The sequence below is a fragment of the Cupriavidus yeoncheonensis genome, assembly GCF_905397275.1.
Classification (GTDB): domain Bacteria; phylum Pseudomonadota; class Gammaproteobacteria; order Burkholderiales; family Burkholderiaceae; genus Cupriavidus; species Cupriavidus yeoncheonensis.
The window spans coordinates 140,121-164,726 of record NZ_CAJPUY010000012.1 but is presented as its reverse complement, the minus strand read 5'-3'; the positions used below and the strand labels follow the sequence as shown (position 1 = coordinate 164,726).

Genomic DNA, 24,606 nt, shown 5'->3' with positions numbered 1-24,606 from the left:
AATTCAGCGCAGGCTCGCGCCGTGCTGCGGCGAGCCGCCGGGCCTGTGCCATTCCTGAGAGATATCGGGGAATACCTCGCATTCGCCACGCACGATATTCTCGATCGTGGCGCAGACGCCCGCGGTGCCGCGCGGCCCCACGCAGACCAGGCTGCGCGGATGGTCGGTGTGCTGCGGGATGGCGTACACGTGCATACCCTCCCGGAACAGAGGGTGCCTGGCCAGGCGCTCGTTCATCAACTCGACAAAGCGCTGGGGACTGACGACCGGCTTTTCCATAGCGGACTCCTGCGGCGCTGCCGTCGGGCGCATCGTGCGTGCACGGGGCCGGCATACGCGGTAGTAAAGGCCAGGAATATTTCGGGCATGCGGCAAGTGGCATGTGCCCCGTGGGATCCGGGGTGGCCGGAGGAACGCGGAGAAAAAAAGCCTCCGCGTTGCCACTGCCGACGATTTCAGGTTAGGCGATGCGACCCGGCGGAGCAAAGCCGCCGGAGGCGCGAGGTCACGAAGGCCGCACTTCTCCGGCGGCGCGTGGCCCGTCCAGCATGTAATTGCCTGCTGCCCAGCAGGCGGCTTCCGCTTCTGCCTCCGAGCGGTAAGCCGAAGTGGCTTCGATGGTGCAGTCAGCGTCAGCCGCGCCGCAGTGCTCTTCCATCACGATGCGCCAGGTGTACAGGCCAGGCGGATCTTCCAGGACATGGAGCACGAGGGTGCGGTGGCTGTCCGCGAGGGTCAGGGGCTGGGTCGACATGACAGTCTCCCAAGAAGACGGCGACCACTCGATGCTAGCAATTGCGAGCACCCAATACCAGCCTCGATTCCCGTTTGCGGATGCGCCGTGCCGCACCGTGCATCTTCCGCCGCCGCGTGGTTTCCAGTATCTTCTGCTCCGGGGCGCCGGGTGGCGCCCGCTTCTCCGGATCCGCATGACCATCTCGCCTCAACTTGCCGAACTGGTTGCGTCGCTGCGCGCACACTATGACACCGCCATCCTGCCGCACTGGACCGGCAACGGCTGGAACGCCGACCTGTTGCTGCCCTATGAGGCGCTCGATGGTGCCAGCGGCAATGCCCTGCCGCCGGCGCGCTACCGGGCCATGGCCTGCGCGCGCCAGATCTACGTGTTTTCGGTGGCGGGCCAGCTCGATCATGCCGATACCCTGTTCGGTTCCCTGCAGGCCTACTTCAGCACCGGCGAAGGCGGCTGGATCTACAGCGTCGACCCGGCAGGCATGCCGCTGGACTCGACGCGCGACCTCTATACGCATGCCTTCGTGATCTTCGCGTGCGCGCACTCCTACGCCTGTGGCGGCAATGAGGACGCGCTGGCCGTGCTGCAGGAAACGCGCGAGCTGGTCGAACAGCGCTTTGCCGACGGTGCCGGGCTGTATCACGCGGCGCTTTCCGAGTTCTTCAAGGACAAGGGCGCGGGCGTGCAGCAGAACCCCATCATGCACCTTACCGAGGCCTATCTCGCGGCGCTGGAGGCTACCGGCGACGAATGGTATGCCCAGCGCCTGCGCGAGATCGCCGCGGCTTTGCAGGACCGGTTCGTGGATCCGGCCAGCGGCTGCATCGCGGAGCTGCCGCAAGGCACGGCAGGCAACCGCGTCGAGCCCGGCCATCAGTTCGAGTGGTATTCGCTGGTTGCGGGCAACCCCGCGCTGTTCGAGGGCGTACCGCTTGCCGCTTCGCTGCAGCGCGCGTTCGTTTTCGCGCAGGCGCATGGCGTGGTCCCCGGTACGCTGGGCGTCAGCGCCGCCCTCGATGCCGACGGCAGCCTGCTCGACGGCACCGAACGCATCTGGGCGCAGACGGAATTCGCCCGCGCGCTGGCCGTGCATGGGACACCGGAATCGCTGGCGACGCTGGAAGCGCAGTTGCGCCAGTACCGCCGCCGTTTCCTGCATGCGGGCGGCTGGCATGAATGCCTGGCGCCATCCGGCGAAGTGGTGCGGGCCGAAATGCCATCTACGTCGCCATACCACCTCGCTACGGCTTACGCGGCGCTTGATGAGCTGGCGGAGGGTTAGCCGGCGGTCCGGCTGCTTGCGGCCCGCAGGTCGCTCTTTTGCAGCAGCCGCAGCAGCGTCTCGGCCGGCTGGCTCAGCCGGCGTGCCGACAGCGAAATGAATTCGACCTCGGGCAGCGCCGGCAGGCGCTCCCAGTTGAGCGGAGGCGCAACGCCTTCGCCGTAGAGATAGCGCGAGCGCACCGTCAGCCCAAGTCCGCCGCGGGCGGCGGCAAGGCACCCGGAATGGCTGCTGCTGCTGCAGACGACCTGCCACTGGCAGCCGGCCTTGGCCAGGGTGTCAAGCACGACCGAGCGCGTCACGCTCGGCTCGTGCACCAGGATCAGCGGCAACGGCTGGGACAGGTCCACCATGGTCCCGGGACGCGCCAGCCACTCCAGCGAGCCGCGAAACAGCGCTACGCCGCGGCGGTCGCCCTGGCGGCGCTTGCCGAGCATCAGGTCGAGCGAGCCGGCATCCATCAACTCGTACAGCTTGCTGGTCATGGCGATGGTGATTTCCATCTCCACGTCGGGGTGCGTATTGCGGAACGCCGACAGCACGCCCGACAGCGGCCCCTGCGCCAGGTCCTCCGAAGTCCCGAGCCTGACACGCCCACGCAACCGTGGCGCCGTGAACTGCGACTCCGCGCGTGCAATCGCTTCCAGGATCAGCCGCGCATGCACGAGCAGCGCTTCGCCATCGGGTGTCATCGACAGGGAGTGCGTGTCGCGGATGAACAGGCGACGCCCGACGCTTTGCTCCAGCCGCCGGATATGGTCACTGACGCTTGACTGCGACAGGTCCAGCTGCCGGCCGGCCTCGGAGAAGCTGCGCGCGGCGGCCACCGTGGCGAAGGTTTGGATCCAGACAGGGTTGAGCATGGGGAATATTGTCATCGGCAAATCCGATGGCAGTCAATACACCTGGCAGGGTTCCCGATTGACCGTCGGCGGCTATGATCGATTCCATGACATGGCTGCCAAGGCTTTGCGGACGAAATCCAGCCCTGGTTGCACGCCATGCCAAGCACAATGCCCCGCCCCCATGAGCCAAGCTTCCACTTCCTCCCTCAAGGCCATGTTGTGGATCGTCGCTGCCGGTTTCTTCATGCAGACGCTCGATACCACCATCGTCAATACCGCATTGCCGTCGATGGCGCACAGCCTCGGGCGCAAGCCGCTGGACCTGCAACCGGTGGTGGTGGCATACACGCTGACCATGGCCATGCTCACGCCAGCGTCAGGCTGGCTGGCGGACCGCTTCGGTACGCGACGGGTCTACTTCAGCGCCATCCTGATCTTCGTGCTCGGATCGCTGTTCTGCGCCGGCGCGCAAACCTTGCCGCAACTGGTGATCGCGCGCGTGGTGCAGGGCATCGGCGGCTCCATGCTGCTGCCGATCGGACGGCTGGCCGTGCTGCGCAATGTATCGGGCGAGCAGTACATTGCCGCGCTGGCCTTTGTGTCAGTCGCGGGACAGGTGGGCCCGATCTTCGGGCCCGTGCTGGGTGGCTGGCTGGTACAGCACGTTTCCTGGCACTGGATCTTCCTGATCAATGTGCCTGTCGGCGTGGTCGGCCTGCTGGCTGTGCGCCGTTACCTGCCCGGTGGCGACACCGCCGGCGCGCCGCCGTTCGACTGGGTTGGCTGCGGGCTGCTGTCCCTGTGCATGGTGGCGTTCTCGCTCGCGCTCGATGCGCCGCTGCAGGCGAGCCATGCGGGCTGGAACGCGGGACTTGCCGCGCTCAGCGTGGTGGCCGCGCTGCTGTATATCCCGCATGCACGCCGCAGCCGCGCGCCACTGTTCCGTCTGGCGCTGTTCCGCGAGCCGAATTTCAGCGTGGGGCTCGCGGGCAATCTCGTCTGCCGCATCGGTTCCGGCGCGGTGCCGTTCCTGCTGCCGCTGCTGATGCAACTGCAGCTTGGCTACTCGCCGTTCCATGCCGGCCTGATGCTGCTGCCGGCCGCGCTGGCGGGCACGCTGTCCAAGCGCTGGATCGTGCCGCTGGTAGCACGCTTCGGCTATGAGAAATTCCTGCTGGTGAACACCGCGCTGGTGGGCGCGTCGATCGCATCGTTCGGAGCGATGTCGCCGGGGTGGCCGCTGGCGCTATCCATCGCACAGCTCGCACTGTTCGGCGCAACCAACTCGATGCAGTTCGCGGCGATGAACAGTGTCACGCTCAAGGGCCTGAGCGTGGCGGACGCGGGCAGCGGCAACAGCCTCTTCTCGATGGTGCAGATGCTGGCCATCGGCCTCGGCGTGACGGTCGGTGGCGGACTGGTGACGCTGTTCAGCGCGCGGCTCGGCGAGGCCGGTCCGGCTTTCCGGCTTGCCTTTGTCGTGGTGGGCACGATCACGCTGTTGTCGGCGCTGGTATTCCGGCGACTGGATGTGGCGGAACTCGGGAAGGGTAGGCGGGCGGCGCCTGCTTCCGCGCGCACGCCCTGAACGCCGCGTGGTCAGGCCGCGGTAGTCTTCCGACCCACGCTGCGGATCAACTGCGTGGCACGCGCCAGGTACTGGTCGAAGAACTGGTTCGCCTGCTGCTGGCTGTCGATGGGCTGCTCGACGGTACGTCCCTCGGCCTCCAGCCTGGCGCGCAGTTCGGGCTTGCTCAGGGCTTCGCCGATGGCCTGGCGCAGCACCGCCACGCGCTCCGCGGGCGTGCCTTGCCTGACGAAGTAGCCGCCGCTGATCATGTACTCGAAGTCAGGCACCGTCCGGCTCCGGGAAATCGGTGGAATGTGCTTCAGCGATGCGGGCAGGGTCTGCGAGAAGCTGGTCAGCACCTTCAGGCGGCCCTGCTGCTGCATCGCGTCGAAATTTGACTGGTAGGCCAGGATGGCAAAGTCCACTTCGCCGCCGGCCAGGCCCTGCAGTGCCGGCGCGGCACCCTTGTACGGCACGTGCAGGAAGCTCAGCCCGAGGCGCGCGCCCAGCGCGTCGCCCATCAGGTGGTAGATCGAGTCGATGCCGACGGTCGCGTAGGTCAGCGGCTTGCCCTTGCCTTGCTTCGCGTAGTCGATGAACTTGTCGAGCGTATCGGCGGGGATGCCGTTGCGGACCATCAGCACGATGTTGGTGTCGCTGACCGGCGCGGCCAGCATGAAGTCCTGCGGCTTGTAGCGTGCGGCCGGGTTGAGTAGCGGCGCCAGGAAGACCTCGTTCATCGAACCATGGAAGAAGGTGTAGCCATCGGCCGGCGCGGCCAGTACCTTGCCGGCGCCGATCAGTCCGGTGCCGCCACCGTAGTTCTCGACGAGCACTTGCTGCCTGACGCTCTTGCTGATCGATTCACCGAAGATGCGTGCGGCCGTGTCGCTGGCGCCTCCGGCCGGGTAGGGCACGACGAGCGAGAGCGGCTTGGCCGGAAAGACTTCCGCCGCGAGCGCCGGCAGGCTGTTGAGCGCGGTGCTGCCGGCGGCGAGGCCTGCGTACTGGAGAAAGCGGCGGCGGTTGATCGCATGCATGGTTGCCCCCATTCGCGGATTGTCTGAGGCCAAGTTCAGGCCAGGTAGCTCTGCGCCAGGTGCGTCCAGAATGCGGCGCCCACGGGCAAGGCCTTGTCGTTGAAGTCATAGAGGGGGTTGTGGACCATGCATCCCCCGTCTTCGCCCAGGCCGTTGCCAAGCCGCACGTACGCGCCGGGGCGGTGTTCGAGCATGTAGGCAAAGTCCTCGCTGCCCATGACCGGGGAGCGCTCCACCACGTTTGCTTCGCCGACCAGCCGGATGGCGGCCTCGCGTGCGCGCGCGGTCTGTGCAGCATGGTTGACGAGCACCGGGTACATGCGTTCGTAGACGACCTCCGACTGCAGGCCGAAGCTCTGGGCCTGCGCGGTCACGAATGCCTGGATACGCGTTTCGACGAGCGTGCGTACCACGGGGTCGAGCGTGCGCACGCCGATCTTGATCAGCGCGCTTTCCGGCACGACGTTGTAGGTGGCGCCGGCCTGAATCGAGCCGACCGTGATCACGGCGGACCGGAGTGCGTCGATTTCGCGGCTGACGATGGATTGCAGCCCCAGCACGATGCTGGCGGCGCACTGCATGGGATCGATGCCGTGATGCGGCATGGCGCCGTGCGCGCCGCGGCCGCGCAGCGTCACCGTGGCGCGGTCGAACGATGCCATGGCGGGGCCGGGGCTGACCCCGATCTGGCCCACCGGCAGCCCGGGGGTGTTGTGCAGCGCGTAGACCTCGTCGCACGGGAAGCGCTGGAACAGGCCGTCCTCCAGCATGCGCAGTGCACCGCCTTCGTTTTCTTCCGCGGGCTGGAAGATGAGGTTCAGCGTGCCATTGAAATCGACGGACTCCGCCAGATGGCGGGCCGCACAAAGCAGGATGGCGGTATGGCCATCGTGCCCGCACGCGTGCATCTTGCCGGGAATGGTGCTCGCATAGTCCTGGCCGGTCCTCTCCTGGATCGGCAGCGCATCCATGTCGGCGCGGATGCCGAGCGCCTTCGTCCCCTGGCCCTTCTTCAGCGTACCGACAAGGCCGGTCGTGCCCAGGCCGCGATGGACTTCATAGCCCCATGCCGCCAGGCACTCGGCAACCAGGTCGCTGGTCCGGCGCTCCTCGAAGGCCAGTTCGGGATGCGAATGGATCTTCCGGCGGATCTCGACAAATTCCGGCGCGAGGGTCTGGATGGACTTCCGCAGGTCTGCAAGGCTGGATGGGTTCATGGGCTCGGCGAATGGGATCGTGCACGCATTCTCCACGCGCATGCCCGCCGCATCCATGACGATGCTTGCGGTAAAACGTTGTATAAATTGCAACAGTCGCGAGACGAGGCAGGGGAAAGGATGGCCGAGGTACTGTGCCGGAAGCGGGCACTGTGCCCGCTGCAGATCATCGAGACCGGATCGGCACGCGGCGCGGCCGATGTGCTGGAACTGGACCCGTCAGTGGATGCGCGGCGTTGTGGCGGGAGGTCCGGGAACGGACCGGAAGGCTACTCGTTGACGCCGTTCTCGCGCAGCAGCCGCTCGCATTCGTCGAGCATGTCATGCGCGAACGCGGACTGGTAGTTGGGGTCGAGCGCTTCCATCATTTCGTGCGAGGCATAGAGCCCGGCTTCGCGCGAAAGCGTGTCCGCCAGCTGGCGTGCGAACTGGTCGCTCAGCTCCGAGAGCAGGCGGCGTTCCGACAGGGCGAGTTGCAGCTTGGAGCGTGACAGCCATTCTCCGGCCAGCGTGGCGCCCTGTCCGTCGGTGAGCCATTTGCCGTGTTCGTAATAGGCTGACAGCCGCTCGGCGGTCAGCGCGAACACGAGCGCCTTGCGGGTGTTGAAATCGATCTTCAGAAACGGTGCGGCTTTCATATTCGTGGTGATGACTGTGGCCCGGCTCAGCGTTGCGCCGTTGGCTGCGCGATGCGGGCAAACGTTCCCTTGAGCCACGAACCGATTGCCGCGATCTCCTCCAGACACACCGAATGCGGCATGGCATAGGTATGCCATGCGAGGGGAATGCCACGTGCCAGAAGGAAGTCCCGGGCGTGCTCGCCGAGGCGCGGCGGCACGACGTCATCGAGCGTGCCGTGCGCGGCGAAGACGGGTATGGCGGCGTTGGCGGCCGTGCTTGCGGCCGCCAGCATGTCGGGCGCGGGAATATAGGTGGACAGGGCGATGATGCCCGCCAGTGCGTCCGGGTGGGTGAGGGCAGTGGTGTAGGCGATCGCACCGCCCTGCGAAAACCCGGCAAGCACAATGTGGTCCGTCGCGATGCCGCGCGCGTTTTCACGCGCGATCAGCGCCCGGATGCGTTCGCATGAAACCCGGATGCCATGCTCATCGGCGCGCCGGCCGGCTTCGTCGAGCGAGTAGATGTCATACCAGGCGGGCATGACATAGCCGCCGTTGCACGTGACGGGCATGGCGGGTGCATGGGGAAAGATAAAGCGCACGCCGGGCGTGTCTTCCAGCCCGAGTTCCGGAACCACTGGCACGAAGTCATTGCCATCCGCGCCCAGGCCGTGCATCCAGATGACGGTGAAAGCGGGATTTGGCGCGGTCTCGACTTCGATCGCGGGCAGTAGTTCGTTCATGGGGGCTCCTGTGTGACAGTCCGCGCGCCGGCTTGCGCGGCGGGCAGCGCGAGTATCGCACAGGTCGGCACCCATTCCCGCGTGCCGTGCGGCGCTACAGATGACCGGCGGAGTCCGGGAGGCGCCGCCGTTGGCCAGTCAGTTTGCAGCCGCGTACTGCCGCGCTAGGCGGCAGAAGGCACGATCGGGACGGTGGTCAGTCCTGGCGCGACACGCGGTGCCGAGAAGGTCTCGATGGCAGCGGGCACGGCGGCGCGGCGCTTGTCCACCACGTCCTCGACGCCCTTGGTCGACACGTCTTCAAGGAACGCGACCATGTCGCGATAGTAGGCGACCTGCATTTGCGCCTCCAGCAGGCGCCGTTCCGCCTGGAACAACGTCAGCCTCATGTCTTGCAGTTCCCTTTCGGCAATCTTTTCCGGGGTCGGCGGACTGAACAAGTTTGCGAGCCAACGCATGGCATTCCCTCCAATGCTGTTCAACAGCGAAGAACTGATGTTTTGCCATGAGAACCAATATAGACAAGAATTCGGGAAAAGAATCTCAACCTGCCCATTCGTCGCGCCTCGCCCACAAGGATGATTGCCGAGGTGCGGAGACTCGGTTAGATTGTGCGGTCGCCGGCGCTGGCGTTTATCGCGCTATCGCGGGCTGTCCGAGGCGTGCTCCTGCGTGTGCTCCTGCGGGGGCAAGCATGAATGCGATCACAGGCGCCCAGAACGCATCCATGTAGTCCGGCAGGATGGCCGCGTCATGCGGCATACCGTCAAACAAGACCAGTTCCTGAAGATTCGAAGCTGCCTGCGCAAGACGCTCCGCATGGGCCAGCGGCAGGACTTCATCGGCGCGGCTGTGCACAAGCAGCAGCGGCAGTTCCAGCCGGCGCATGCGCGCCGCGTTGTTCCATGGATCCGGTAGCAGCCACGCCAGTCGTGGCGGCACGCGGCCTGTCTGAACCGCCGCCTCGCGCGCGGAACTGAAGCCCGAGGCGATGATCGCCCCATCCGGGGCCGGCATGAATCCACGCGCGACATCCAGCAATACCCCCGATCCGAGCGAGTGGCCGAGGACGTAGTGCCGTGTTGCGTCCGGCGTTGCCGCCAGGAACGCCCGATAGGCCGCGCACGCGTCTTCACGCAGGTGACTGACGGTCGGGCGTCCGCTGCTTGCGCCGTAGCCGCTGTAATCGAACACGAAGGTGCTGATGCCGGAATGCGAGAGCATGGCTTGCACGGGTGCCCAGTCGGACAGGCATTCGTCGTCGCCGTGGCATACCATCAGCGCGGGTGCCTGCCGTTGTGCCGCCGGCGCGTAAGCGGCATGGAGCAGGCGGTTGCCGCTGCGGAACGTGCTGTGACGCAGCGTCGCTTCGGGCAGGTCGGGTTCGGGCGGGGCGCTGGTCGGCGTGACGAAGGCCTCCCGTTCGAGTGCGCGGAACAGCACGCGGCGAGCAAGCCCGGCCACGATGGCAATGCCGGCCGTGCTGGCCAGCCAGCGGGGAATCGGGGAATCACGGACGGGCTGCATGGTTGCCATTGTGCGCGGATGCCTGTCAAGGCTAGCAGGTGTCGTGCAACTGGCACAGCCAGAAGTGTGAGGCCATCGAATAGAGGGGACTGGGCCGTTCACCCGAATATCAACTATCAGGCCGATAGGAAAGTTTTTCCTTGACTATCTACCTAGTAGTAGATAGTATTCAGGTCATGGAAGCGCTGCTCCACCGGCAAAGAAAAGGAAGCCGGTTCTGCAACGGGACCATCGCAATACACCGTGAAAGCGGTCTTTTTTTAGGTCAGGGCATCTATCTACTAGTAGATGCGAGATCAAAGAGAGACGCAGCAAAGAACCGATTCCGCGACGCCCCAGGGGAAGGTCGCCAGCCAAGGAGCCCATCATGAATGCCAAGTTCGCCAAGACCATCATCACTGCAGCCACCCTTGCCGCCGCGCTCGCCAGCGGCCTGGCCCAGGCTGCGGGCCCGCGCGACAGCAGCGTTGCCGGTGACAAGTACGGCTACAGCTTCCGCGTCGGCAAGGCCGATCCCTTCACCGACGGCGCCAAGGTCGGCAAGTTCGACCCGTTCACCGATGGCGCACGCGTTGGCAAGACCGACCCGTACACCGACGGTGCCCGCACGATAGCCGGTCTGGATACGCGTGGTGTGTCGGCAACGCCGGCACGCAGCGTTGACCCGTACCTGGACGGTGCCAAGGTTGGCAAGTTCGACCCGTTCACCGACGGCGCCCGCACGGTAGCCGGTCTGGATACGCGTGGTGTGTCGGCAACGCCGGCACGCAGCGTTGACCCGTACCTGGATGGCGCCAAGGTCGGCAAGTTCGACCCGTACACCGACGGCGCCCGCACGGTAGCCGGTCTGGATACGCGCGGTGTGTCGGCAACGCCGGCGCGCAGCGTTGACCCGTACCTGGACGGTGCCAAGGTCGGCAAGACCGACCCGTACACCGACGGCGCGCTCGCCTGACCCGCCTGCCGGCCTAGCAGGCCGGCGGCTTTATCGCCACGGCAGCCGGGTCCATGCACGACCTGGCCGGCCGCAATGGAGTCCATCATGAATTTGCGTGACAGTATCCTTCTGCTTGGCGGATGGCTGCTGGTTTGCGTGACGAGTGGCTCGATGATCACCTTCGCCGCGCAGGTCCTGCCAGGTTAAATCGCCTGATTGATTGAACCGATTGGCCACGGCACGCCCCGGTGACTCCGGGGCTGTGTCCGTTGGCACTGATAAGTCTTGGCGCTGCTATCCCCACTGCGAACAAGCCCTAAGGGATTACCCGCGCCTTCAGGCGTTCTCCTTGAGCGTCTATCTTCATGTAGATAAACTGGCCTCATGAAAACGCAAACCGTACGAGAGCAACTGCTCGAACACACGCTCGTCCTGATTCGGCGCCGGGGCTTCAATGGCTTCAGCTACCGGGACCTGGCCGAACTGGTCGGCGTCAAGACATCGAGCATTCACTATTACTTTCCGACCAAGGACGACCTCGTCCTGGAGGCCGTGAAGACGTACAGCGCGACGATGTCCGAGCGCCTGCGGTCGATCGATACGACGCTGCCCGTAACGGAGCAGGCCGCCATCTACCTGGCGCCGTTCCGCGCGAGTTGTGGGTCTGACCAGATCTGCCTGTGCGGCATGCTGTCAGCGGAGACCTTGTGCCTTCCCGAGTCGGTCCACGGGCTGCTGCAGAGCTTCTTCCTCATGAACGAGAAGTGGCTGACCGGCTTGCTGGAACGCGCCCAGCCCCACCGCACTACGCCGTTTCCGGTGCCGCCCGCACGCCTGGCGCAGGTTGTGTTCGGCTCCTTGCAGAGCGGTCTGATTTCCGCGCGCCTGTTTGGCACGGCGGACAGGGTTGAAGCTGCCGCCGATACCCTGCTGGCTGCCGTGGCCGGCTGACGCCCGCGAGCAGTGCGGCGCAAAGCCGCCATGTGGCGAATGCCGCATGGCGGCTTTTTGTTTGCGGTATCGAACGCCGAGGGAAGTCCGGCCTGAAGGCGCTTGGAGCAGGGGAATATCTTTATTTATCAAATAGTTAGCGCCGAGAGGGATGATGCCTATCGAGCCGATAGAAAAGTTTTTCCTTGACTATCTACCTAGTAGTAGATAGTATTCGGGTCATGGAAGCGCTGCTCCACCGGCAAAGAAAGAGAAGCCGGTTCTGCAACGGGACCATCGCAATACACCGTGAAAGCGGTCTTTTTTTAGGTCAGGTCATCTATCTACTAGTAGATGCGAGATCAAAGAGAGACCCCAGCAAAGAACCGATTCCGCGACGCCCCAGGGGAAGGTCGCCAGCCAAGGAGCCCATCATGAATGCCAAGTTCGCCAAGACCGTCATCACTGCAGCCACCCTTGCCGCCGCGCTCGCCAGCGGCCTGGCCCAGGCAGCGGGCCCGCGCGACAGCAGCGTTGCCGGCGACAAGTACGGCTACAGCTTCCGCGTCGGCAAGGCCGATCCCTTCACCGACGGCGCCAAGGTCGGCAAGTTCGACCCGTTCACCGATGGCGCACGCGTTGGCAAGACCGACCCGTACACCGACGGCGCCCGCACGGTAGCCGGCCTGGATACGCGCGGTGTGTCGGCAACGCCGGCGCGCAGCGTTGACCCGTACCTGGACGGTGCCAAGGTCGGCAAGTTCGACCCGTACACCGACGGTGCTCGTACGTTAGCCGGCCTGGATACGCGCGGTGTGTCGGCAACGCCGGCGCGCAGCGTCGACCCGTACCTGGACGGTGCCAAGGTCGGCAAGACCGACCCGTACACCGACGGCGCCCGCACCGTAGCCGGTCTGGATACGCGCGGTGTGTCGGCAACGCCCGCACGCAGCGTCGACCCGTACCTGGACGGCGCCAGGGTCGGCAAGACCGACCCGTACACCGACGGCGCCCGCACCGTAGCCGGTCTGGATACGCGCGGTGTGTCGGCAACGCCCGCACGCAGCGTCGACCCGTACCTGGACGGCGCCAGGGTGGGCAAGTTCGACCCGTACACCGACGGCGCACTCGCCTGACCAGAGCGGCCGGCCCGTGGCCGGCCAGCTGACATCAACAGCGGGCCTTGCCTGGCCCGGCTCCAAGGGGAACATCATGAACTTGCGTGACAGCGCGCTGATACTGGTTGGATGGGTGGGGCTCTGCCTCTTCAGCGGGTCACTCATCACGCTGCTCGCGCAAACGCTGCCGGCCTGACCGGCAGCACATTGCAAGGGGGCTGAAGCCATGAAAACACTATCCGTTCGCGAACAACTGATCGAGCACACGCTGGTGCTGATCCGTCGCAAGGGGTTCAACGGCTTCAGCTACCGCGACCTGGCCGAGTTGGTTGGCGTCAAGACCTCGAGCATTCACTACTATTTCCCGTCCAAGGACGATCTCGTGCTGGAAGCGGTGCGTGAATACAGCGCCCGCGTCCACGAGCGCATCCGCGCGATCGACACCAGACTGCCTCCTGCGGAACAGGCGCGGCAATACCTGGAGCCGGTCCGCACGGGCTTCGGCACCGACCAGGCCTGCCTGGTAGGTATGCTGTCGGCCGATGTGCTGTCGCTTTCCGAGCCGGTGCGCGACACGATGCGCGAGTACGTTCGCATGCACGAGCAATGGCTGACCGGCTTGTTCGAGCGGGCCCAGCCGCTGCGCGACAAGCCGTATCCGGTGCCGCCCGCGCAACTGGCGCAGGTGGTCTACGGCTCGCTGCAGAACGGGCTGATGGCCGCGCGGCTGTTCGGCACGCATGAGCGTCTCGAGGCCGCCGCGGCCGTGCTGGTTGGGGTCATGCCGCAATCCTGATCTGGCGCGCCACCATGTCGCACAGCCAGTCCGGATCATCGTGCGGCAGATCGTGGCCGGCCCATGGATGGCGCTGCAGCGGTACCCCCCAAATGCGCGCCAGTTGGCCCGAGCAGACCGGGTCGACCAGGCGGTCGGCATCCGAAGCGATCAGCAGCGTGGACGGGCAGGGCGGGCGGGGCCCGGCACGATAACGCGCAGCCGCCAGAAGTTGCCGCAGCGCCGAGTTCCGGCTGACCGGCGCGCTTGCCGCGATTTCCCTCCACAAGCGGATGTCGTCCTCCTTCGCATCGCTGCGCGCGCAGGTCAGCCGGTGGACGGTGTGCTCGCAATAGTCCCGGTTCTCCCAGGCGGCAGCCATGCGCAGCAAGTCAGGCCAGTTGGCCGGGCGCAAGCGCTGCGTCATGGTGCTGAAGGGCCGCATGCTGGTGTTGATCAGGACCAGCGCGGCCACCTCATCGGGATACTGGCGTGCCCATTCCGCCGCCACCATGGCGCCCAGCGACATCGCCAGCACCCGGCAGCGCCGCAGCCGACCCGCGTGTCGCAAACACTCTCGCACCGACGCTACGAGTCCCGGCACGTTTGCCGGGGATACCTCATGGCAGCGACTGCCATTGCCGGGCAGGTCCACCGCCAGCGGCGTGCCCAGTCCGGCCGCCTCCCAACGCCGGGGCAGTGTGCCCCAGTGCCGGCTTTCGCGCGTGAGGCCGCGCAGGAATATCCAGTCCGTCATGTCCCGGAGCGCTGTTGCCAGTGCGCCCGCGCCTGCTCCTGCAACTGCGCGCGGCGCTCGCCCGTCGGCAGCCAGCGCTGCGGCGCAAAGGCGATGCGTCCGAGGAAATCGAACAGGCTCACATGACGGCGCAGTACCCGCGCGGTGCGGTGTGCCTTGATCGGGTTGAACATGCCATCGCGCGAGAACAGCTGTCGCGGATTCTTCTTGATCCACAGCCAGGAGCCAAGCTCCAGCGTCATCGGCAGGAACAGGTTCTCGGGCGGCGCCAGGTCATACGCGTAGTCCCACAGGTCGCCGTGCAGCAGGTACTGGTGGCTCTGTGGCTCGAACGCATAGCCATGGTGCGGGTGCGCCTGCTCGAACATGGTCTTGAGCAGGTACATCTCCGGCAGATGCGGCATGGGACGGTGCGTGCGCGCATATGGGAACCAGATGCTGTCGCGCCAGCCGTAGCCGGAGTGGCAGTCCACCGCGAAGCTGAGCGGCCGCGACAGCAGTTCGCTCTGCACCACGCTCAGCAAGGCCTGGCTTTCCGCTTCCATGGGGCGGCCGGCCTGGCCGCGGAACCATGGCAGCCACGCGCCGATGCGCTGGCCGCCCGCCAGGAACGGTACGCGCGCGTCGGCGTCCTGCGGCGCATTGCGCATCAGGTCGACGCCATTGGGGTTGGCGCGGGTGGCGGCCCACATGCCGCCCGGGTTCACGATGGGCATGAAGACCAGCCGTACCGACTGCAGTTCTTCGTGCAACAGCTCGTCCCACTCCAGACGGCTCAGCAGCGAGCGCAGGTAGTCCAGCACCAGTTGCGTGCCGATGCGCTCCAGGCCGTGGATGCCCCCGAAAATGCCGATCGCCGGTGCATCGGGCGCCGTGGCGCCGAGCGTGGCGGCATAGACCGAGAAACGATGGCCACGCACCGAGGCTTCGCAAACCGCGCGCGCGTCCAGCACGCGGCTGCCTGCATCCAGCAGGCCCAGTAACTGTTCGTATTCGGCAAAAGCGGCGTGCTCGCTCATGGCACCAATATAGGCGCTGGGCGGCATGGCGGCCACGTGGCCGCCGGACAGGGCGCGCCCCGCATCGCTCAGGCGGCCTGTGCCCGCTGATCAGGCGCGAGCGCTTCCACGCATTCCAGGAATGCCCCCACCAGGCGCGTATGGCGCCGGCTTTCCAGGCAGTACAGGTACTCGTGCAACACGGGCGGACGCTGCGCGAACGGCACGATGCGCAGCGTCGGGTCGCGCGGCACCTCGCCGGCGGGCACGACGCTCGCCCCGAGGTTCTGGCGGATGGCTTCGTAGATGGCTTCGCGGCTGCCGATGACCATATGGCGCGGCAGTTCCTGGCCGCAGGCGGACAGCGCCGCCTCGGTGGCCTGGCGTGTCATCGAACCATGCTCGCGCACGAGCAGGTGGCATTCGGCGAGCCTGGCGATATCGACATGGGGCAAGCGCGCGAACGGGTGCTCCGCATGAACGACGAGCACCATCGGATCGGACGCCAGGCGGATACGCGCCAGCCTGCCATCCTCGACGGCGTGCGAGGAAACCGCGGCGTCGATGCGGTACTCCAGCAGCGCCTCGATCATCTGCTGCGAATTGCCGATCTCGATGCTGACCTCGACCGCCGGAAAGCGTTGCCGGAACGCTGCCACGCTGCGCAGGATGTAGTAGGGCCCGGTCGCACCAATGCGCAGGTTGCCGAAACGCAGGTTTCCGGCGTTGCGCAGCAGATAGTCGGCATTGCTTTCCTGTTGCATCAACTGCTCCACCACCGGCATCAGCGCGACGCCGACGTCGCTCAGGTCGACCCGGCTCGCACGGCGATAGAACAGCTCCACGCCATAGGCATCCTCCAGCTGGCGGATGCGCGCCGTGACCGTGGGCTGGCTCACGCCGAGCTGCCTGGCGGCCGTGGTAATGCTGCCCTGGCGTGCCACTTCGAAGAAGGTCGTGAGGAGGTCGCCGAGCATGGGATAGGGGCAGGGAAAGGTAGCGGCGCGCAGGCACCGTGCGACCGCGCAGTCTAGCGGCGCAATGTGACAGTACCGCTACGATTTCCCCGGTTAAGGGCTGATTCAGGTGCCCATGGCGGGGTCGGACACGCTGTCGGCACCGGTTTCCAGGCGTCCCGCGAAGCGCCGCGTGAACCCGCCCTGTGCCGTGCTCACGGTGAAGTCGTACCAGTTGCCTTGCAGGCCCACGGGCCAGTGCTGCTCAAGCTGCTTGCCTGCCGGGATCTCGTACGTCCACGGGCCGTCCGTGCGGTAGGCGTTGGGCCGGACGGTGAAGGTGCAGGCCCCGCTGCCGGTGTTGATCAGCGTCAGGTAGACCGCGGCATTGGCGATGTCGTAGCAGACCCGGATTTCGGGTGCGCTGGCGTACGGTGCCGTGACGGCGCTCACGTCGCCGCTGAAGGCGCGGTGGAAGCCGTTGGGCCCGAGCACCCACAGATCGTACTTGCCGCTGTCGCTGGCAAAGGCGTCCCAGCTGCCGTCCAGCTCCTTGCCGGGTTCGACCAGGTAGCGGCGCGGCACGCGGTCCAGGTGCAGGCGGTCATACACATGGAAGACGGCGGCCTGCTTGCCGGTGTTGCTGAACAGCAGCCACAGCTGCCGGCCGGCGGCATCTTCGCGTGCACTGACATGCAGTTCGTAGGGCAGCGCGCGCGAGGGGCGCGTGCCTTTGGCCTGTACCGCCATCTGCTGCGCCGCCGTCGAGGGCAGCGCCACCTGCGGCAGTGCGGCCTGGGCTGTGCGGATGGCGTCGGCGCCGGACTTGTCGCGGCTCGGCAAGGCGGGCGGGGCGGCCGAATTCGGGTTGACGAAGTTGAGGGCCGAGGTCAGGTCGCCGGCCACGGCACGCCGGTAGGCCGTGATGTTGGTCTCCGCCACGCCGAAGCGGGCCTCCAGGAAGCGCAGCACCGAGGTGTGGTCGAACACCTGAGAGTTGACCCAGCCGCCGCGGCTCCACGGCGACACCACATACATCGGCACGCGCGGTCCGGGGCCGTAGGGTTTCTGGTCGGTGTGGTATTCGCCGTCGGTGGCAACCGTCGAGGCACCGGCCAGCACGCCATTCTCATAGGCCGGCGCGCACGGCGGCGGCACATGGTCGAAGAAGCCGTCGTTCTCGTCGAAGTTGATCAGCAGGACCGTCTTGCTCCATACCGCCGGGTTTGCCGTCAGCGCGTTCAGGACTTCCTGCGTGTACCAGGCACCTTGCACCGGGCTGGAAGGCCCGGGATGCTCGGAGTAGTTGGCCGGCGCGACGATCCACGTCACCTGCGGTAGTTTGCCGGCCGCCACGTCGTCGCGCAGCGCCTGCAGGAAGCCCTGGTCGGGCATGGTGTTCGACACCCCCTTGAGCAGCGGGCTGACCGTTTCGTCGGCGCTGGTGTAGGGCGGATAGGGGCTGCCGTTGGCCGCATTGCCGCGCGCGAGGTTGGCATCGCGATACTGCCTGAAGCCCGCCAGCGGGTTGTCGGTGTAGTTGTCCGGCATGTTCTGGTAGATCTTCCAGCTCACGCCGGCGGCTTCCAGCCGCTCCGGATAGGTCGTCCACGTGTAGGGCGTATTGGAGCCCGTGAACGAATCGCCGCTGTTGTCGATGACCGGGCCGCCGTGCGTGCCGCTCGGGTCGTTGGTACCGGTCCAGAGGAACAGGCGGTTAGGGTTGGTGCCGCCGTGGAAGCCGCAGTGATAGGCGTCGCAGAGGGTGAAGGCATTGGCCAGCGCGAACTGGAAGTCCAGTTCGGCTTCGGCGTAGTAGCCCATCGACTGCGTGTTCTTGTAGGTCGGCCACTTGCTCATGCGCCCCAGGTCCCACGCATTCTGCGCATCGGGATAGGTATGCGGGGTGCCGCTGACGCGCTGGGCGTTGCCGGTCGTGCTGTCCAGGTGGTAAGGCAAGACCGTTCGCGCGGTGCCGCTGGCGTAGGTTTGCTGCCAGACATTGAGGCCGCCCGCGAGCGGGATCGGAAAGCGGTCACCGAAGCCGCGCACGCCGCGCAGCGTGCCGAAATAATGGTCGAACGAACGGTTTTCCTGCGTCAGGATGACGATGTGCTCGACGTCGCGGATGGTGCCCGTGGCGTTGTTGGCCGGGATGGCGAGCGCACGGCGGATGGCTGGCGGAAAGGCGGCCAGCGCGGCCGTGGCCGCGGCGCTGGTGCCGGCAAGCTTGAGGAAACTGCGTCTGCTGTTGGCGGTCATGTGGTTCTGTAGCCGGATAGGTTCAGGATAGTCGGCGGCCTTGCGGCGGGCTTTTGGCAGGCTCAGGGCGGCTCAGGGCGCGCAGCGGATTGCGGGCTTGACGGCGGGCGGCTGGTTGATGGCGTTGTCGCCGCCGGCCGGGGCCTGTGAGCCGCCGGACGGCGCTTGCGTGCCGCCGGAGGCGTTGTCGTCGCTGCCGCCGCAGGCGGACAGCGTCGCGCACATCAGCAGGGCGGCCATCCAGTGCGGACGCGTGGCTGCGCGCAGGATTCGGTTCATGGTGTGGTTCTCCGGAATGCTTGGGCCGTGGACGGACCGGGTCATGGGTTGAGGCTGGACAGCGGCTGGCGCGACGCGGTGATGGACTTCAGTTCGTCCAGCGTCAGCACCCGCGTCCACATGGCGAGGTCGTTGAATGCCATCACGCCCTTGAGCGATCCGGCGTTGTTCGGCACGTAGTTGTGCGTGGCATCGTCGTTCAGCCCCCAGGCCTTGGTGCCCAGGCCGTTGAGCTTGGTCACGTCGGTCGACGCGATGGCCTTGTTCTCGACCTTCTGCAGGCCCAGCACGGGGTCGATGACGTAGGCGCTGAACTTCTTCGCCGCGGCATCGACGGACAGCGCCAGGTAGGCCCACTGGTTGGCGGAGACCTTCATGCCGTTGATGTCATCGCGCTTGCCGCCGCTGCCGATGTTGAAGCGGACCTCGCAGCTTCCGAACAGGCCAAGGGCGATGCCGGCATTCGCGCCCGAGGTGTAGTTCTTGTTGGAGAGGATGGGCTCGCCCGTGCCGTTGCCCTGCGTGCAATCGGTGCGGAACCAGAAGCCGATGGTGAACTGCGGGCTGAGCGCGATGTCGGCACCGTTCTGCACGAGCTGGTAGGCATCGACGTTGGAATCGACACGCAACCCCTTGGCGCCGAAGTTGTCGTCGACGAGCGAGCCGCCGTCCGTGCCCGGCACCCACGGGCCGAGCGTGGAACCGGCCTTGGCATCGACCGCGGGCTTGGTGTCCAGGCTGAAATAGGCGGCCAGGTTGTCGCGCAGCGTGGTCGCCAGCGGCACGGGCTTCACGTAGTTGATCTGGGCCAGGTACTACACCGGCACGCCGTTGCGCACCAGCGTGTAGTTGAAGCGGTAAAGCCCCGTGGGCATGTCGAAGGCGTTGTCGACATACTGCGTGGCGCCGGCCGGCAGCCGCGCGACCTGCACGCCGTCGCGCAGCACGAGCGTTTCACCGGCGGATGCCGTGGCGTTCTGCCAGGTCAGCGCGATCGAATCGTTGTAGCGGCCCACCGCCATGCGGATGGCGCGTACGCCTGCGCCGGTGCCGTTCAGCGGCATGCCGTCGAAGCGGTTGGCGCTTGCGTCGATGGCAATGCCGGCGTGCGCGAGCAGCGTCGGCGCGATGTCCGCCTCGGTCGGCAGTGCCGACAGGTCGGCCGGCGTGACGGGTGCGGTGGTGCCGGAGCTGGCCAGTGCGGGGTTCAGCGGCTTGTTCAGCGCGATGAAGGCGGTGCGGTTCTCGACGGTCGGTACCGACGTGGTCGCGCCGGTGGCGTCGAGCCCGTGGCTGGTGGTCACCATCACGAGCCAGTCCTCGTTCGGCTGCGTCTTGCGGCGCTCTGCCACGGCGGCCAGCAACTGGCCCAGCGCCTGGTCGAAGCCCGCCAGCGCCGTGGTGTAGCTGCCGGCGCCGAAGCCGTCGGACTCGGCCGCCAGTGCCGGTGCGCTGTACTGCGCGAAAACCAGCCCGTAGCCCGATTGCACCAGCTTCACGCTGTTCTGCGTCACGCAACTGTCGGCGTTCGCGCAGTCGACCAGGGTATCGACGGCGCCGGCATCGCGCTCGCCAGTCAGCAACGGGGACACCACAGCCGAGCTGATCGCGCCGCCAAGCTGCGTGCCGGCCGTGGCGCCGGTGCGGAAGTAGCGGAAAACGCTCGGGGCCCGGGGGGCCACCGCGCCGGTGTCGTCCGTCACGCCGTGGCGGTTGGCCCAGGTGCCGGTCAGCACGGTGGCCCAGCTGGGCGCGTCCAGCGTCGGCTGCGCGGTGATGGTGCCAGGCATGCCGCCGGTGGCGGCGGGCACCAGGTTCAGCTGCGCCAGGTTGGGCAGCTCGTGACGCAGGATGGCGCCCTGCACCTGTTCATACGTGGCGCCGTCGACGCCGATCAGCAGCACCTTGCTGGCTGCCGGTGCCGGGCTTGGCGTGTTGCCCGACTCGGCGGGCGCGGCGGCAGGCGCCTGCGCCCCGTCTCCACCGCATGCAGCCAGCATGGCGGCTGCCATACCGGCCATCGCCACGTTGAGGGCGCTCCTGCCATGCGCCATCCGAGCAAGTTTCCATGCCATCTCTCATTCCCCTGTCTGTCTGCCTGTTGTGCGCAGGGCATGCCCCGCGAGATGCAGGCAGAGTAAGAGCAGGGGTTGTCACCGCAGTGACAGGGAGGCAAAGAATCCTGATGGCGGCATTCGGATTCTTGCAGGCATTGCAGACAAGGCCGGCGCAAAGGCGCCGGTCATGCCGCTGCGGCAGGTCAGCGGTGGAAGCCGGCTCCGGCCATGAGCAGCCGCAGCAGCCACGCCGCGGCGCCCAGGGCGGCCACGCTGGCGACCCAGATCAGCACCAGCCAGCCGAGGCGCCTGAGCCAGAGCGGCAACTTGACAGGGTGCGCAGCCATCAGTGGTACCCCTCGCCGTGGCGGACCTTGCCGCGGAACACGTAGTAGGCCCACACCGTGTACATCAGGATGAACGGGATGATGAATAGCGCACCCACCAGCGCAAAGCCCTGGCTCTGCGGCGGCCCGGCGGCATCCCAGATCGAGATGCCGGGCGGGATGATATTGGGCCAGACGCTGATGGCAAGGCCGGTATAGCCCAGGAACACCAGACCGAGCGCGTACAGGAACGGCGCGATGTTGGGGGACTGCCGCAGCGAACGCATCAGCCCGAGCACGCACAGCACCACCAGCAGCGGCACCGGAGAGAACCACACCAGGTTCGGCAGGCGGAACCAGCGCTCGGCAATTTCGGGGTGCGTGAGCGGGGTCCACACGCTGATGATGGCGATGACGGCCAGAAGCACCCAGCCCAGCATGCCGGTCAGGCGCACCATGCGCTGCTGCAGGGCGCCCTCGGTCTTCATGATCAGCCAGGTGCTGCCGAGCACCGCGTAGGCGACGACCACGCCCACGCCACAGAACAGCGGGAAGGGCGCCAGCCAGTCCAGCGGCCCGCCGGCGAAGCGGTGGCCTTCCATGCGAATGCCGTCGATATACGCGCCTAGCGCCACGCCCTGGAAAAACGATGCCGTGAGCGAGCCGCCGATGAAGGCGGCATCCCATACCGGCCGTTCGCGGTCATTGGCCTTGAAGCGGAACTCGAACGCCACGCCGCGGAAGATCAGGCCCAGCAGCATCAGCATGAGCGGCAGGTAAAGCGCGCTCAGCACCACCGCATAGGCGAGCGGGAACGCCGCCAGCAGGGCCGCACCGCCGAGGACCAGCCAGGTCTCGTTGCCGTCCCAGACCGGGGCTACCGTGTTCATCATCACATCGCGGTCATGGCGATCCGGCATGAACGGAAACAGCATGCCGATGCCCAGGTCGAAGCCGTCCATGACGACATACATCATCACGCCGAAGAAGATGATGAGGATCCAGAGAAGGGAAAGGTCGATGCCCATGTTGTCAGCTCCTGCTTCGAGCGGGTTGGTTGGGCGCCATCACATCATCGTCCTCAATGGCGGAAAGCGGGCGTGCGGGCGTATGTCCGAGGCCGGGCCCGCCCTGGCGTTCGCGCGTGCCCTCGTCGGTCACCGGGCCCTTGCGCACCAGCCGCAGCATGTAGGCAATGCCGACGCCGAACACGAAGAAGTAGGCCACGACGAACAGCCCCAGCGTCAGCGCGAGTTCAGGCATGTTGTGCGGCGTGACGGCATCGGCGGTGCGCTGCAGTCCGTAGACGACCCACGGCTGGCGCCCGATCTCGGTGGTGAACCACCCCGCCAGGATCGCGACCAGTCCCGTCGGCCCCATCCACAGCGCCAGGCGCAGGAACGGCCTTGACTGAAACAGCCGCTTGCCGCGCCTGAGCCACAGGCTCCACAGGCCCAGCAGGATCATCAGCACGCCCAGCCCCACCATCACGCGGAATGACCAGAACAGGATGGTGGCGTTGGGCCGGTCCTGCGGCGCGAAGTCCTTCAGGCCCCGGATCTGTCCATCGAGGCTGTGCGTGAGGATCAGGCTGCCCAGGCGGGGAATGCCCACGGCGAAGCGGGTTTCTTCGCGCTCCATGTCGGGCAAGCCGAACAGCAGCAGCGGGAAGCCCTGCTCGCCGTGGCTTTCCCAGTGGCCTTCCATCGCGGCGATCTTGGCCGGCTGGTGCTTGAGCGTGTTGATGCCATGCATGTCGCCGATCACGGCCTGGACCGGCGCGACGATCAGCAACATCCACATCGCCATCGACAGCATCTTGCGGATGGCCGGGTTGTCGCGGCCGCGCAGCAGGTGCCAGGCCCCCGATGCGCCCACGAACAGCGCCGTGGCCAGGAACGCTGCCACGCTCATGTGCACCAGGCGGTAGGGGAACGACGGATTGAAGATGACCTGGAACCAGTCGGTTGGCACGACGCGCCCATTTATGAGTTCGTAGCCTTGCGGGGTCTGCATCCAGCTATTGGAGGCCAGGATCCACGTCGCCGAGATCAGCGTGCCCAGCGCGACCATGACGGTGGCGAAAAAATGCAGCCCGGGCCCGACGCGGTTCCAGCCGAACAGCATGACGCCAAGGAAGCCTGCTTCGAGGAAGAAGGCCGTCAGCACCTCATAGGTCAGCAACGGGCCGGTGATGCTGCCCGCGAACTCCGAGAAGAAGCTCCAGTTGGTGCCGAACTGGTACGCCATGACGAGCCCGGACACCACGCCCATGCCGAAGTTGACCGCGAAGATCTTCGACCAGAAGTGGTACAGGTCCCGGTACACCGGTCGCTGCGTGCGCAGCCAGCACCCCTCGAGCACCGCGAGATACGCGGCTAGCCCGATCGTGATGGCGGGAAAGATGATGTGGAAGGAAATGGTGAAGCCGAACTGGATACGGGCGAGTTCTAGCGCGGTGAAGCCAAACATGTCTTTGTTCTCCGTGGCGCTGGCCCATCGCACGCCGTCGACTGCGCCCCCACGCCGTCAGGCGTGGCGGGCTCGCCGACAGGCGCGCCAGGGGCGCGGGCCGTTGGCGCGTGCGGTGAGCGTAGTGTACGCCGCACGCGCCGCCATGTGCCGGCAAGGGCCCACATGCTGCGGCGACATAACGTCGCAGCGGGCAGGCGCCCCCGCTCCGGGCCTTTGCCGCACGGTTCAATGCTATGCGGACGCCGGGCAGGAAAACAGAAGCAATAGAGGCGAAAAAGACCATATCAGATTGAAGCCGTGACAACCCCGGACAAAAAGCGCATATTCGTCAACTTTCTGTTTCCCGGTGATAGCTACCTGCATGGACTCCACCCTGGTCATCGTCATCCTCGGCGCAGCCGTCGCCGGCTTCGTGCAGGGCCTGTCAGGATTCGCCTTCGGCATGGTCGCGATGTCCTTCTGGGCATGGACCATCGAGCCCCGCCTGGCATCGGCGATGACGGTGTTCGGCGCGCTGACAGGGCAATTGCTGGCGGCGTTCTCGGTGCGGCGCGGCCTTTCGCTGCGCCGGCTGTGGCCGTTCGTGGCGGGCGGGCTCGCCGGCATTCCGATTGGCGTGGCGATCCTGCCGGCCTTGAATGCGCAGCTGTTCAAGGCCGTGTTTGGCGCCTTCCTGACGCTATGGTGCCCCGTGATGCTGATGGCGCAGCGCTTGCCGGCGATCACCCACGGCGGGCGTCTGGCAGACGGCGTGGCTGGGGCTGCGGGCGGGGTGATGGGCGGGATCGGCGGATTTACCGGCGTGATTCCCACGCTGTGGTGCACGCTGCGCGGGTTCGACAAGGATGAGCAGCGCGCGGTGATCCAGAACTTCAACCTGGCCACGCTGGCGGTGACCATGGCCACCTATGTCAGCAAGGGCATCGTCACGCGCGACATGCTGCCGATGTTCCTGGTGGTGGCCCCGGCGATGCTGGTGCCGTCGCTGCTCGGCGCCCGGGTGTACCTGGGCATCAGCGAGGCCACCTTCCGCAAGATCGTACTGACGCTGCTGACGGCGTCAGGGGTGGTCCTGCTGGTGTCCTCGCTGCCGGGGCTGCCAGGCCGGCCCTGACCCGGTCAGTCCGGGCCAGGGCGC

24 protein-coding genes and 1 pseudogene are annotated in these 24,606 nt (G+C 66.5%); 7 read left to right on the top strand and 18 right to left on the bottom strand.

Annotated elements, in window-relative coordinates; all coding sequences use genetic code 11:
* Window positions 1–3: 3 nt before the first annotated feature.
* Together KHO22_RS17860 and KHO22_RS17855 are read right to left on the bottom strand one after the other, a co-directional pair.
* Window positions 4–279 (bottom strand): hypothetical protein, encoded by a 276-nt coding sequence (locus tag KHO22_RS17860; protein WP_211948493.1) that lies wholly within the window; start codon window positions 277–279, stop codon window positions 4–6.
* 226 nt (window positions 280–505) lie between these two features.
* A complete protein-coding gene (locus KHO22_RS17855) occupies window positions 506–754 on the bottom strand; it encodes a hypothetical protein (protein WP_211948492.1) in 249 nt (82 codons plus the stop codon).
* 175 nt (window positions 755–929) lie between these two features.
* Here KHO22_RS17855 and KHO22_RS17850 point away from each other — a divergent pair, with 175 nt between their 5' ends.
* Window positions 930–2,036, top strand: a complete 1,107-nt coding sequence (locus KHO22_RS17850; RefSeq protein WP_211948491.1) for an AGE family epimerase/isomerase — start codon at window positions 930–932, stop codon at window positions 2,034–2,036.
* On the opposite strand, the gene KHO22_RS17845 is transcribed toward KHO22_RS17850, so the two are convergent.
* The gene (locus KHO22_RS17845; protein ID WP_211948564.1) at window positions 2,033–2,899 is read right to left on the bottom strand and encodes a LysR family transcriptional regulator; all 867 of its coding nucleotides are present in this window, start codon (window positions 2,897–2,899) and stop codon (window positions 2,033–2,035) included. The genes KHO22_RS17850 and KHO22_RS17845 overlap by 4 nt on opposite strands.
* Window positions 2,900–3,062: 163 nt before the next feature.
* Here KHO22_RS17845 and mdtD point away from each other — a divergent pair, with 163 nt between their 5' ends.
* Window positions 3,063–4,469 (top strand): multidrug transporter subunit MdtD, encoded by a 1,407-nt coding sequence (mdtD, locus tag KHO22_RS17840; RefSeq protein WP_211948490.1) that lies wholly within the window; start codon window positions 3,063–3,065, stop codon window positions 4,467–4,469.
* An 11-nt stretch (window positions 4,470–4,480) separates the two neighbouring features.
* Here mdtD and KHO22_RS17835 read toward each other — a convergent pair whose 3' ends face one another.
* The 6 genes from KHO22_RS17835 to KHO22_RS17810 all read right to left on the bottom strand — a co-directional run bounded on the left by KHO22_RS17835 (window position 4,481) and on the right by KHO22_RS17810 (window position 9,598).
* Entirely contained in the window at window positions 4,481–5,491 is a 1,011-nt protein-coding gene (locus tag KHO22_RS17835; protein WP_211948489.1) for a tripartite tricarboxylate transporter substrate binding protein, read from the bottom strand.
* Between the two features lie 35 nt (window positions 5,492–5,526).
* Complete coding sequence (locus KHO22_RS17830; protein WP_211948488.1) at window positions 5,527–6,708, bottom strand: M20 aminoacylase family protein; 1,182 nt, start codon at window positions 6,706–6,708, stop codon at window positions 5,527–5,529.
* Between the two features lie 269 nt (window positions 6,709–6,977).
* A complete protein-coding gene (locus tag KHO22_RS17825; protein WP_211948487.1) occupies window positions 6,978–7,346 on the bottom strand; it encodes a hypothetical protein in 369 nt (122 codons plus the stop codon).
* Between the two features lie 26 nt (window positions 7,347–7,372).
* The gene (locus tag KHO22_RS17820) at window positions 7,373–8,071 is read right to left on the bottom strand and encodes an alpha/beta hydrolase (protein WP_211948486.1); all 699 of its coding nucleotides are present in this window, start codon (window positions 8,069–8,071) and stop codon (window positions 7,373–7,375) included.
* Window positions 8,072–8,235: 164 nt separating this feature from the next.
* The gene (locus KHO22_RS17815) at window positions 8,236–8,529 is read right to left on the bottom strand and encodes a hypothetical protein (protein WP_211948485.1); all 294 of its coding nucleotides are present in this window, start codon (window positions 8,527–8,529) and stop codon (window positions 8,236–8,238) included.
* Window positions 8,530–8,704: 175 nt separating this feature from the next.
* A complete protein-coding gene (locus KHO22_RS17810) occupies window positions 8,705–9,598 on the bottom strand; it encodes an alpha/beta hydrolase (protein WP_211948484.1) in 894 nt (297 codons plus the stop codon).
* Window positions 9,599–9,965: 367 nt separating this feature from the next.
* Between KHO22_RS17810 and KHO22_RS17805 the strand changes: the two genes are divergently transcribed.
* The 4 genes from KHO22_RS17805 to KHO22_RS17790 all read left to right on the top strand — a co-directional run bounded on the left by KHO22_RS17805 (window position 9,966) and on the right by KHO22_RS17790 (window position 13,379).
* On the top strand, window positions 9,966–10,553 hold the full coding sequence (locus tag KHO22_RS17805) for a copper resistance protein CopQ (RefSeq protein WP_211948483.1): 588 nt from the start codon (window positions 9,966–9,968) through the stop codon (window positions 10,551–10,553).
* 366 nt (window positions 10,554–10,919) lie between these two features.
* Window positions 10,920–11,486, top strand: a complete 567-nt coding sequence (locus KHO22_RS17800; RefSeq protein ID WP_211948482.1) for a TetR/AcrR family transcriptional regulator — start codon at window positions 10,920–10,922, stop codon at window positions 11,484–11,486.
* Window positions 11,487–11,899: 413 nt separating this feature from the next.
* Complete coding sequence (locus KHO22_RS17795) at window positions 11,900–12,601, top strand: copper resistance protein CopQ (RefSeq protein ID WP_211948481.1); 702 nt, start codon at window positions 11,900–11,902, stop codon at window positions 12,599–12,601.
* A gap of 208 nt (window positions 12,602–12,809) precedes the next feature.
* Window positions 12,810–13,379 carry a TetR/AcrR family transcriptional regulator gene (locus tag KHO22_RS17790; RefSeq protein WP_211948480.1) on the top strand — a complete coding sequence of 190 codons (570 nt, stop codon included), beginning with the start codon at window positions 12,810–12,812 and terminating at the stop codon, window positions 13,377–13,379.
* Here KHO22_RS17790 and KHO22_RS17785 read toward each other — a convergent pair.
* The 9 genes and pseudogenes from KHO22_RS17785 to KHO22_RS17745 form a co-directional block, all read right to left on the bottom strand.
* Window positions 13,363–14,115 carry an alpha/beta fold hydrolase gene (locus tag KHO22_RS17785; RefSeq protein ID WP_211948479.1) on the bottom strand — a complete coding sequence of 251 codons (753 nt, stop codon included), beginning with the start codon at window positions 14,113–14,115 and terminating at the stop codon, window positions 13,363–13,365. The genes KHO22_RS17790 and KHO22_RS17785 overlap by 17 nt on opposite strands.
* Entirely contained in the window at window positions 14,112–15,134 is a 1,023-nt protein-coding gene (locus KHO22_RS17780) for a M14 family zinc carboxypeptidase (RefSeq protein WP_211948563.1), read from the bottom strand. Before KHO22_RS17780 ends, KHO22_RS17785 begins: the two co-directional genes overlap by 4 nt.
* Before the next feature lie 68 nt (window positions 15,135–15,202).
* A complete protein-coding gene (locus KHO22_RS17775) occupies window positions 15,203–16,090 on the bottom strand; it encodes a LysR substrate-binding domain-containing protein (RefSeq protein ID WP_211948478.1) in 888 nt (295 codons plus the stop codon).
* Window positions 16,091–16,195: 105 nt separating this feature from the next.
* Window positions 16,196–18,331 (bottom strand): phosphocholine-specific phospholipase C, encoded by a 2,136-nt coding sequence (locus tag KHO22_RS17770; protein ID WP_211948477.1) that lies wholly within the window; start codon window positions 18,329–18,331, stop codon window positions 16,196–16,198.
* A gap of 72 nt (window positions 18,332–18,403) precedes the next feature.
* On the bottom strand, window positions 18,404–18,610 hold the full coding sequence (locus KHO22_RS17765; RefSeq protein WP_211948476.1) for a hypothetical protein: 207 nt from the start codon (window positions 18,608–18,610) through the stop codon (window positions 18,404–18,406).
* A gap of 41 nt (window positions 18,611–18,651) precedes the next feature.
* Window positions 18,652–20,685 (bottom strand): annotated as a pseudogene (locus tag KHO22_RS17760) (alkaline phosphatase family protein).
* A gap of 185 nt (window positions 20,686–20,870) precedes the next feature.
* Window positions 20,871–21,014, bottom strand: a complete 144-nt coding sequence (locus tag KHO22_RS17755) for a DUF2474 family protein (RefSeq protein WP_211948475.1) — start codon at window positions 21,012–21,014, stop codon at window positions 20,871–20,873.
* Window positions 21,014–22,021, bottom strand: coding sequence for a cytochrome d ubiquinol oxidase subunit II (gene cydB, locus KHO22_RS17750; RefSeq protein WP_211948474.1), 1,008 nt, complete (start codon window positions 22,019–22,021; stop codon window positions 21,014–21,016). The genes KHO22_RS17755 and cydB overlap by 1 nt, the downstream gene beginning before the upstream one ends.
* Window positions 22,022–22,025: 4 nt before the next feature.
* Window positions 22,026–23,465 (bottom strand): cytochrome ubiquinol oxidase subunit I, encoded by a 1,440-nt coding sequence (locus KHO22_RS17745; protein ID WP_211948473.1) that lies wholly within the window; start codon window positions 23,463–23,465, stop codon window positions 22,026–22,028.
* 364 nt (window positions 23,466–23,829) lie between these two features.
* Here KHO22_RS17745 and KHO22_RS17740 point away from each other — a divergent pair, with 364 nt between their 5' ends.
* Complete coding sequence (locus KHO22_RS17740) at window positions 23,830–24,582, top strand: sulfite exporter TauE/SafE family protein (protein WP_211948472.1); 753 nt, start codon at window positions 23,830–23,832, stop codon at window positions 24,580–24,582.
* The last annotated feature ends 24 nt before the right edge of the window (window positions 24,583–24,606 follow it).

Excerpts from the sequence above, each read along its gene's own strand:
- KHO22_RS17860 (WP_211948493.1), bottom strand. The coding sequence starts at position 279 with ATGGAAAAGCCGGTCGTCAGTCCCCAGCGCTTTGTCGAGTTGATGAAC.
- KHO22_RS17855 (WP_211948492.1), bottom strand. The coding sequence starts at position 754 with ATGTCGACCCAGCCCCTGACCCTCGCGGACAGCCACCGCACCCTCGTG.
- KHO22_RS17850 (WP_211948491.1), top strand. The coding sequence starts at position 930 with ATGACCATCTCGCCTCAACTTGCCGAACTGGTTGCGTCGCTGCGCGCA.
- KHO22_RS17845 (WP_211948564.1), bottom strand. The coding sequence starts at position 2,899 with ATGCTCAACCCTGTCTGGATCCAAACCTTCGCCACGGTGGCCGCCGCG.
- mdtD (WP_211948490.1), top strand. The coding sequence starts at position 3,063 with ATGAGCCAAGCTTCCACTTCCTCCCTCAAGGCCATGTTGTGGATCGTC.
- KHO22_RS17835 (WP_211948489.1), bottom strand. The coding sequence starts at position 5,491 with ATGCATGCGATCAACCGCCGCCGCTTTCTCCAGTACGCAGGCCTCGCC.
- KHO22_RS17830 (WP_211948488.1), bottom strand. The coding sequence starts at position 6,708 with ATGAACCCATCCAGCCTTGCAGACCTGCGGAAGTCCATCCAGACCCTC.
- KHO22_RS17825 (WP_211948487.1), bottom strand. The coding sequence starts at position 7,346 with ATGAAAGCCGCACCGTTTCTGAAGATCGATTTCAACACCCGCAAGGCG.
- KHO22_RS17820 (WP_211948486.1), bottom strand. The coding sequence starts at position 8,071 with ATGAACGAACTACTGCCCGCGATCGAAGTCGAGACCGCGCCAAATCCC.
- KHO22_RS17815 (WP_211948485.1), bottom strand. The coding sequence starts at position 8,529 with ATGCGTTGGCTCGCAAACTTGTTCAGTCCGCCGACCCCGGAAAAGATT.
- KHO22_RS17810 (WP_211948484.1), bottom strand. The coding sequence starts at position 9,598 with ATGCAGCCCGTCCGTGATTCCCCGATTCCCCGCTGGCTGGCCAGCACG.
- KHO22_RS17805 (WP_211948483.1), top strand. The coding sequence starts at position 9,966 with ATGAATGCCAAGTTCGCCAAGACCATCATCACTGCAGCCACCCTTGCC.
- KHO22_RS17800 (WP_211948482.1), top strand. The coding sequence starts at position 10,920 with ATGAAAACGCAAACCGTACGAGAGCAACTGCTCGAACACACGCTCGTC.
- KHO22_RS17795 (WP_211948481.1), top strand. The coding sequence starts at position 11,900 with ATGAATGCCAAGTTCGCCAAGACCGTCATCACTGCAGCCACCCTTGCC.
- KHO22_RS17790 (WP_211948480.1), top strand. The coding sequence starts at position 12,810 with ATGAAAACACTATCCGTTCGCGAACAACTGATCGAGCACACGCTGGTG.
- KHO22_RS17785 (WP_211948479.1), bottom strand. The coding sequence starts at position 14,115 with ATGACGGACTGGATATTCCTGCGCGGCCTCACGCGCGAAAGCCGGCAC.
- KHO22_RS17780 (WP_211948563.1), bottom strand. The coding sequence starts at position 15,134 with ATGAGCGAGCACGCCGCTTTTGCCGAATACGAACAGTTACTGGGCCTG.
- KHO22_RS17775 (WP_211948478.1), bottom strand. The coding sequence starts at position 16,090 with ATGCTCGGCGACCTCCTCACGACCTTCTTCGAAGTGGCACGCCAGGGC.
- KHO22_RS17770 (WP_211948477.1), bottom strand. The coding sequence starts at position 18,331 with ATGACCGCCAACAGCAGACGCAGTTTCCTCAAGCTTGCCGGCACCAGC.
- KHO22_RS17765 (WP_211948476.1), bottom strand. The coding sequence starts at position 18,610 with ATGAACCGAATCCTGCGCGCAGCCACGCGTCCGCACTGGATGGCCGCC.
- KHO22_RS17755 (WP_211948475.1), bottom strand. The coding sequence starts at position 21,014 with ATGGCTGCGCACCCTGTCAAGTTGCCGCTCTGGCTCAGGCGCCTCGGC.
- cydB (WP_211948474.1), bottom strand. The coding sequence starts at position 22,021 with ATGGGCATCGACCTTTCCCTTCTCTGGATCCTCATCATCTTCTTCGGC.
- KHO22_RS17745 (WP_211948473.1), bottom strand. The coding sequence starts at position 23,465 with ATGTTTGGCTTCACCGCGCTAGAACTCGCCCGTATCCAGTTCGGCTTC.
- KHO22_RS17740 (WP_211948472.1), top strand. The coding sequence starts at position 23,830 with ATGGACTCCACCCTGGTCATCGTCATCCTCGGCGCAGCCGTCGCCGGC.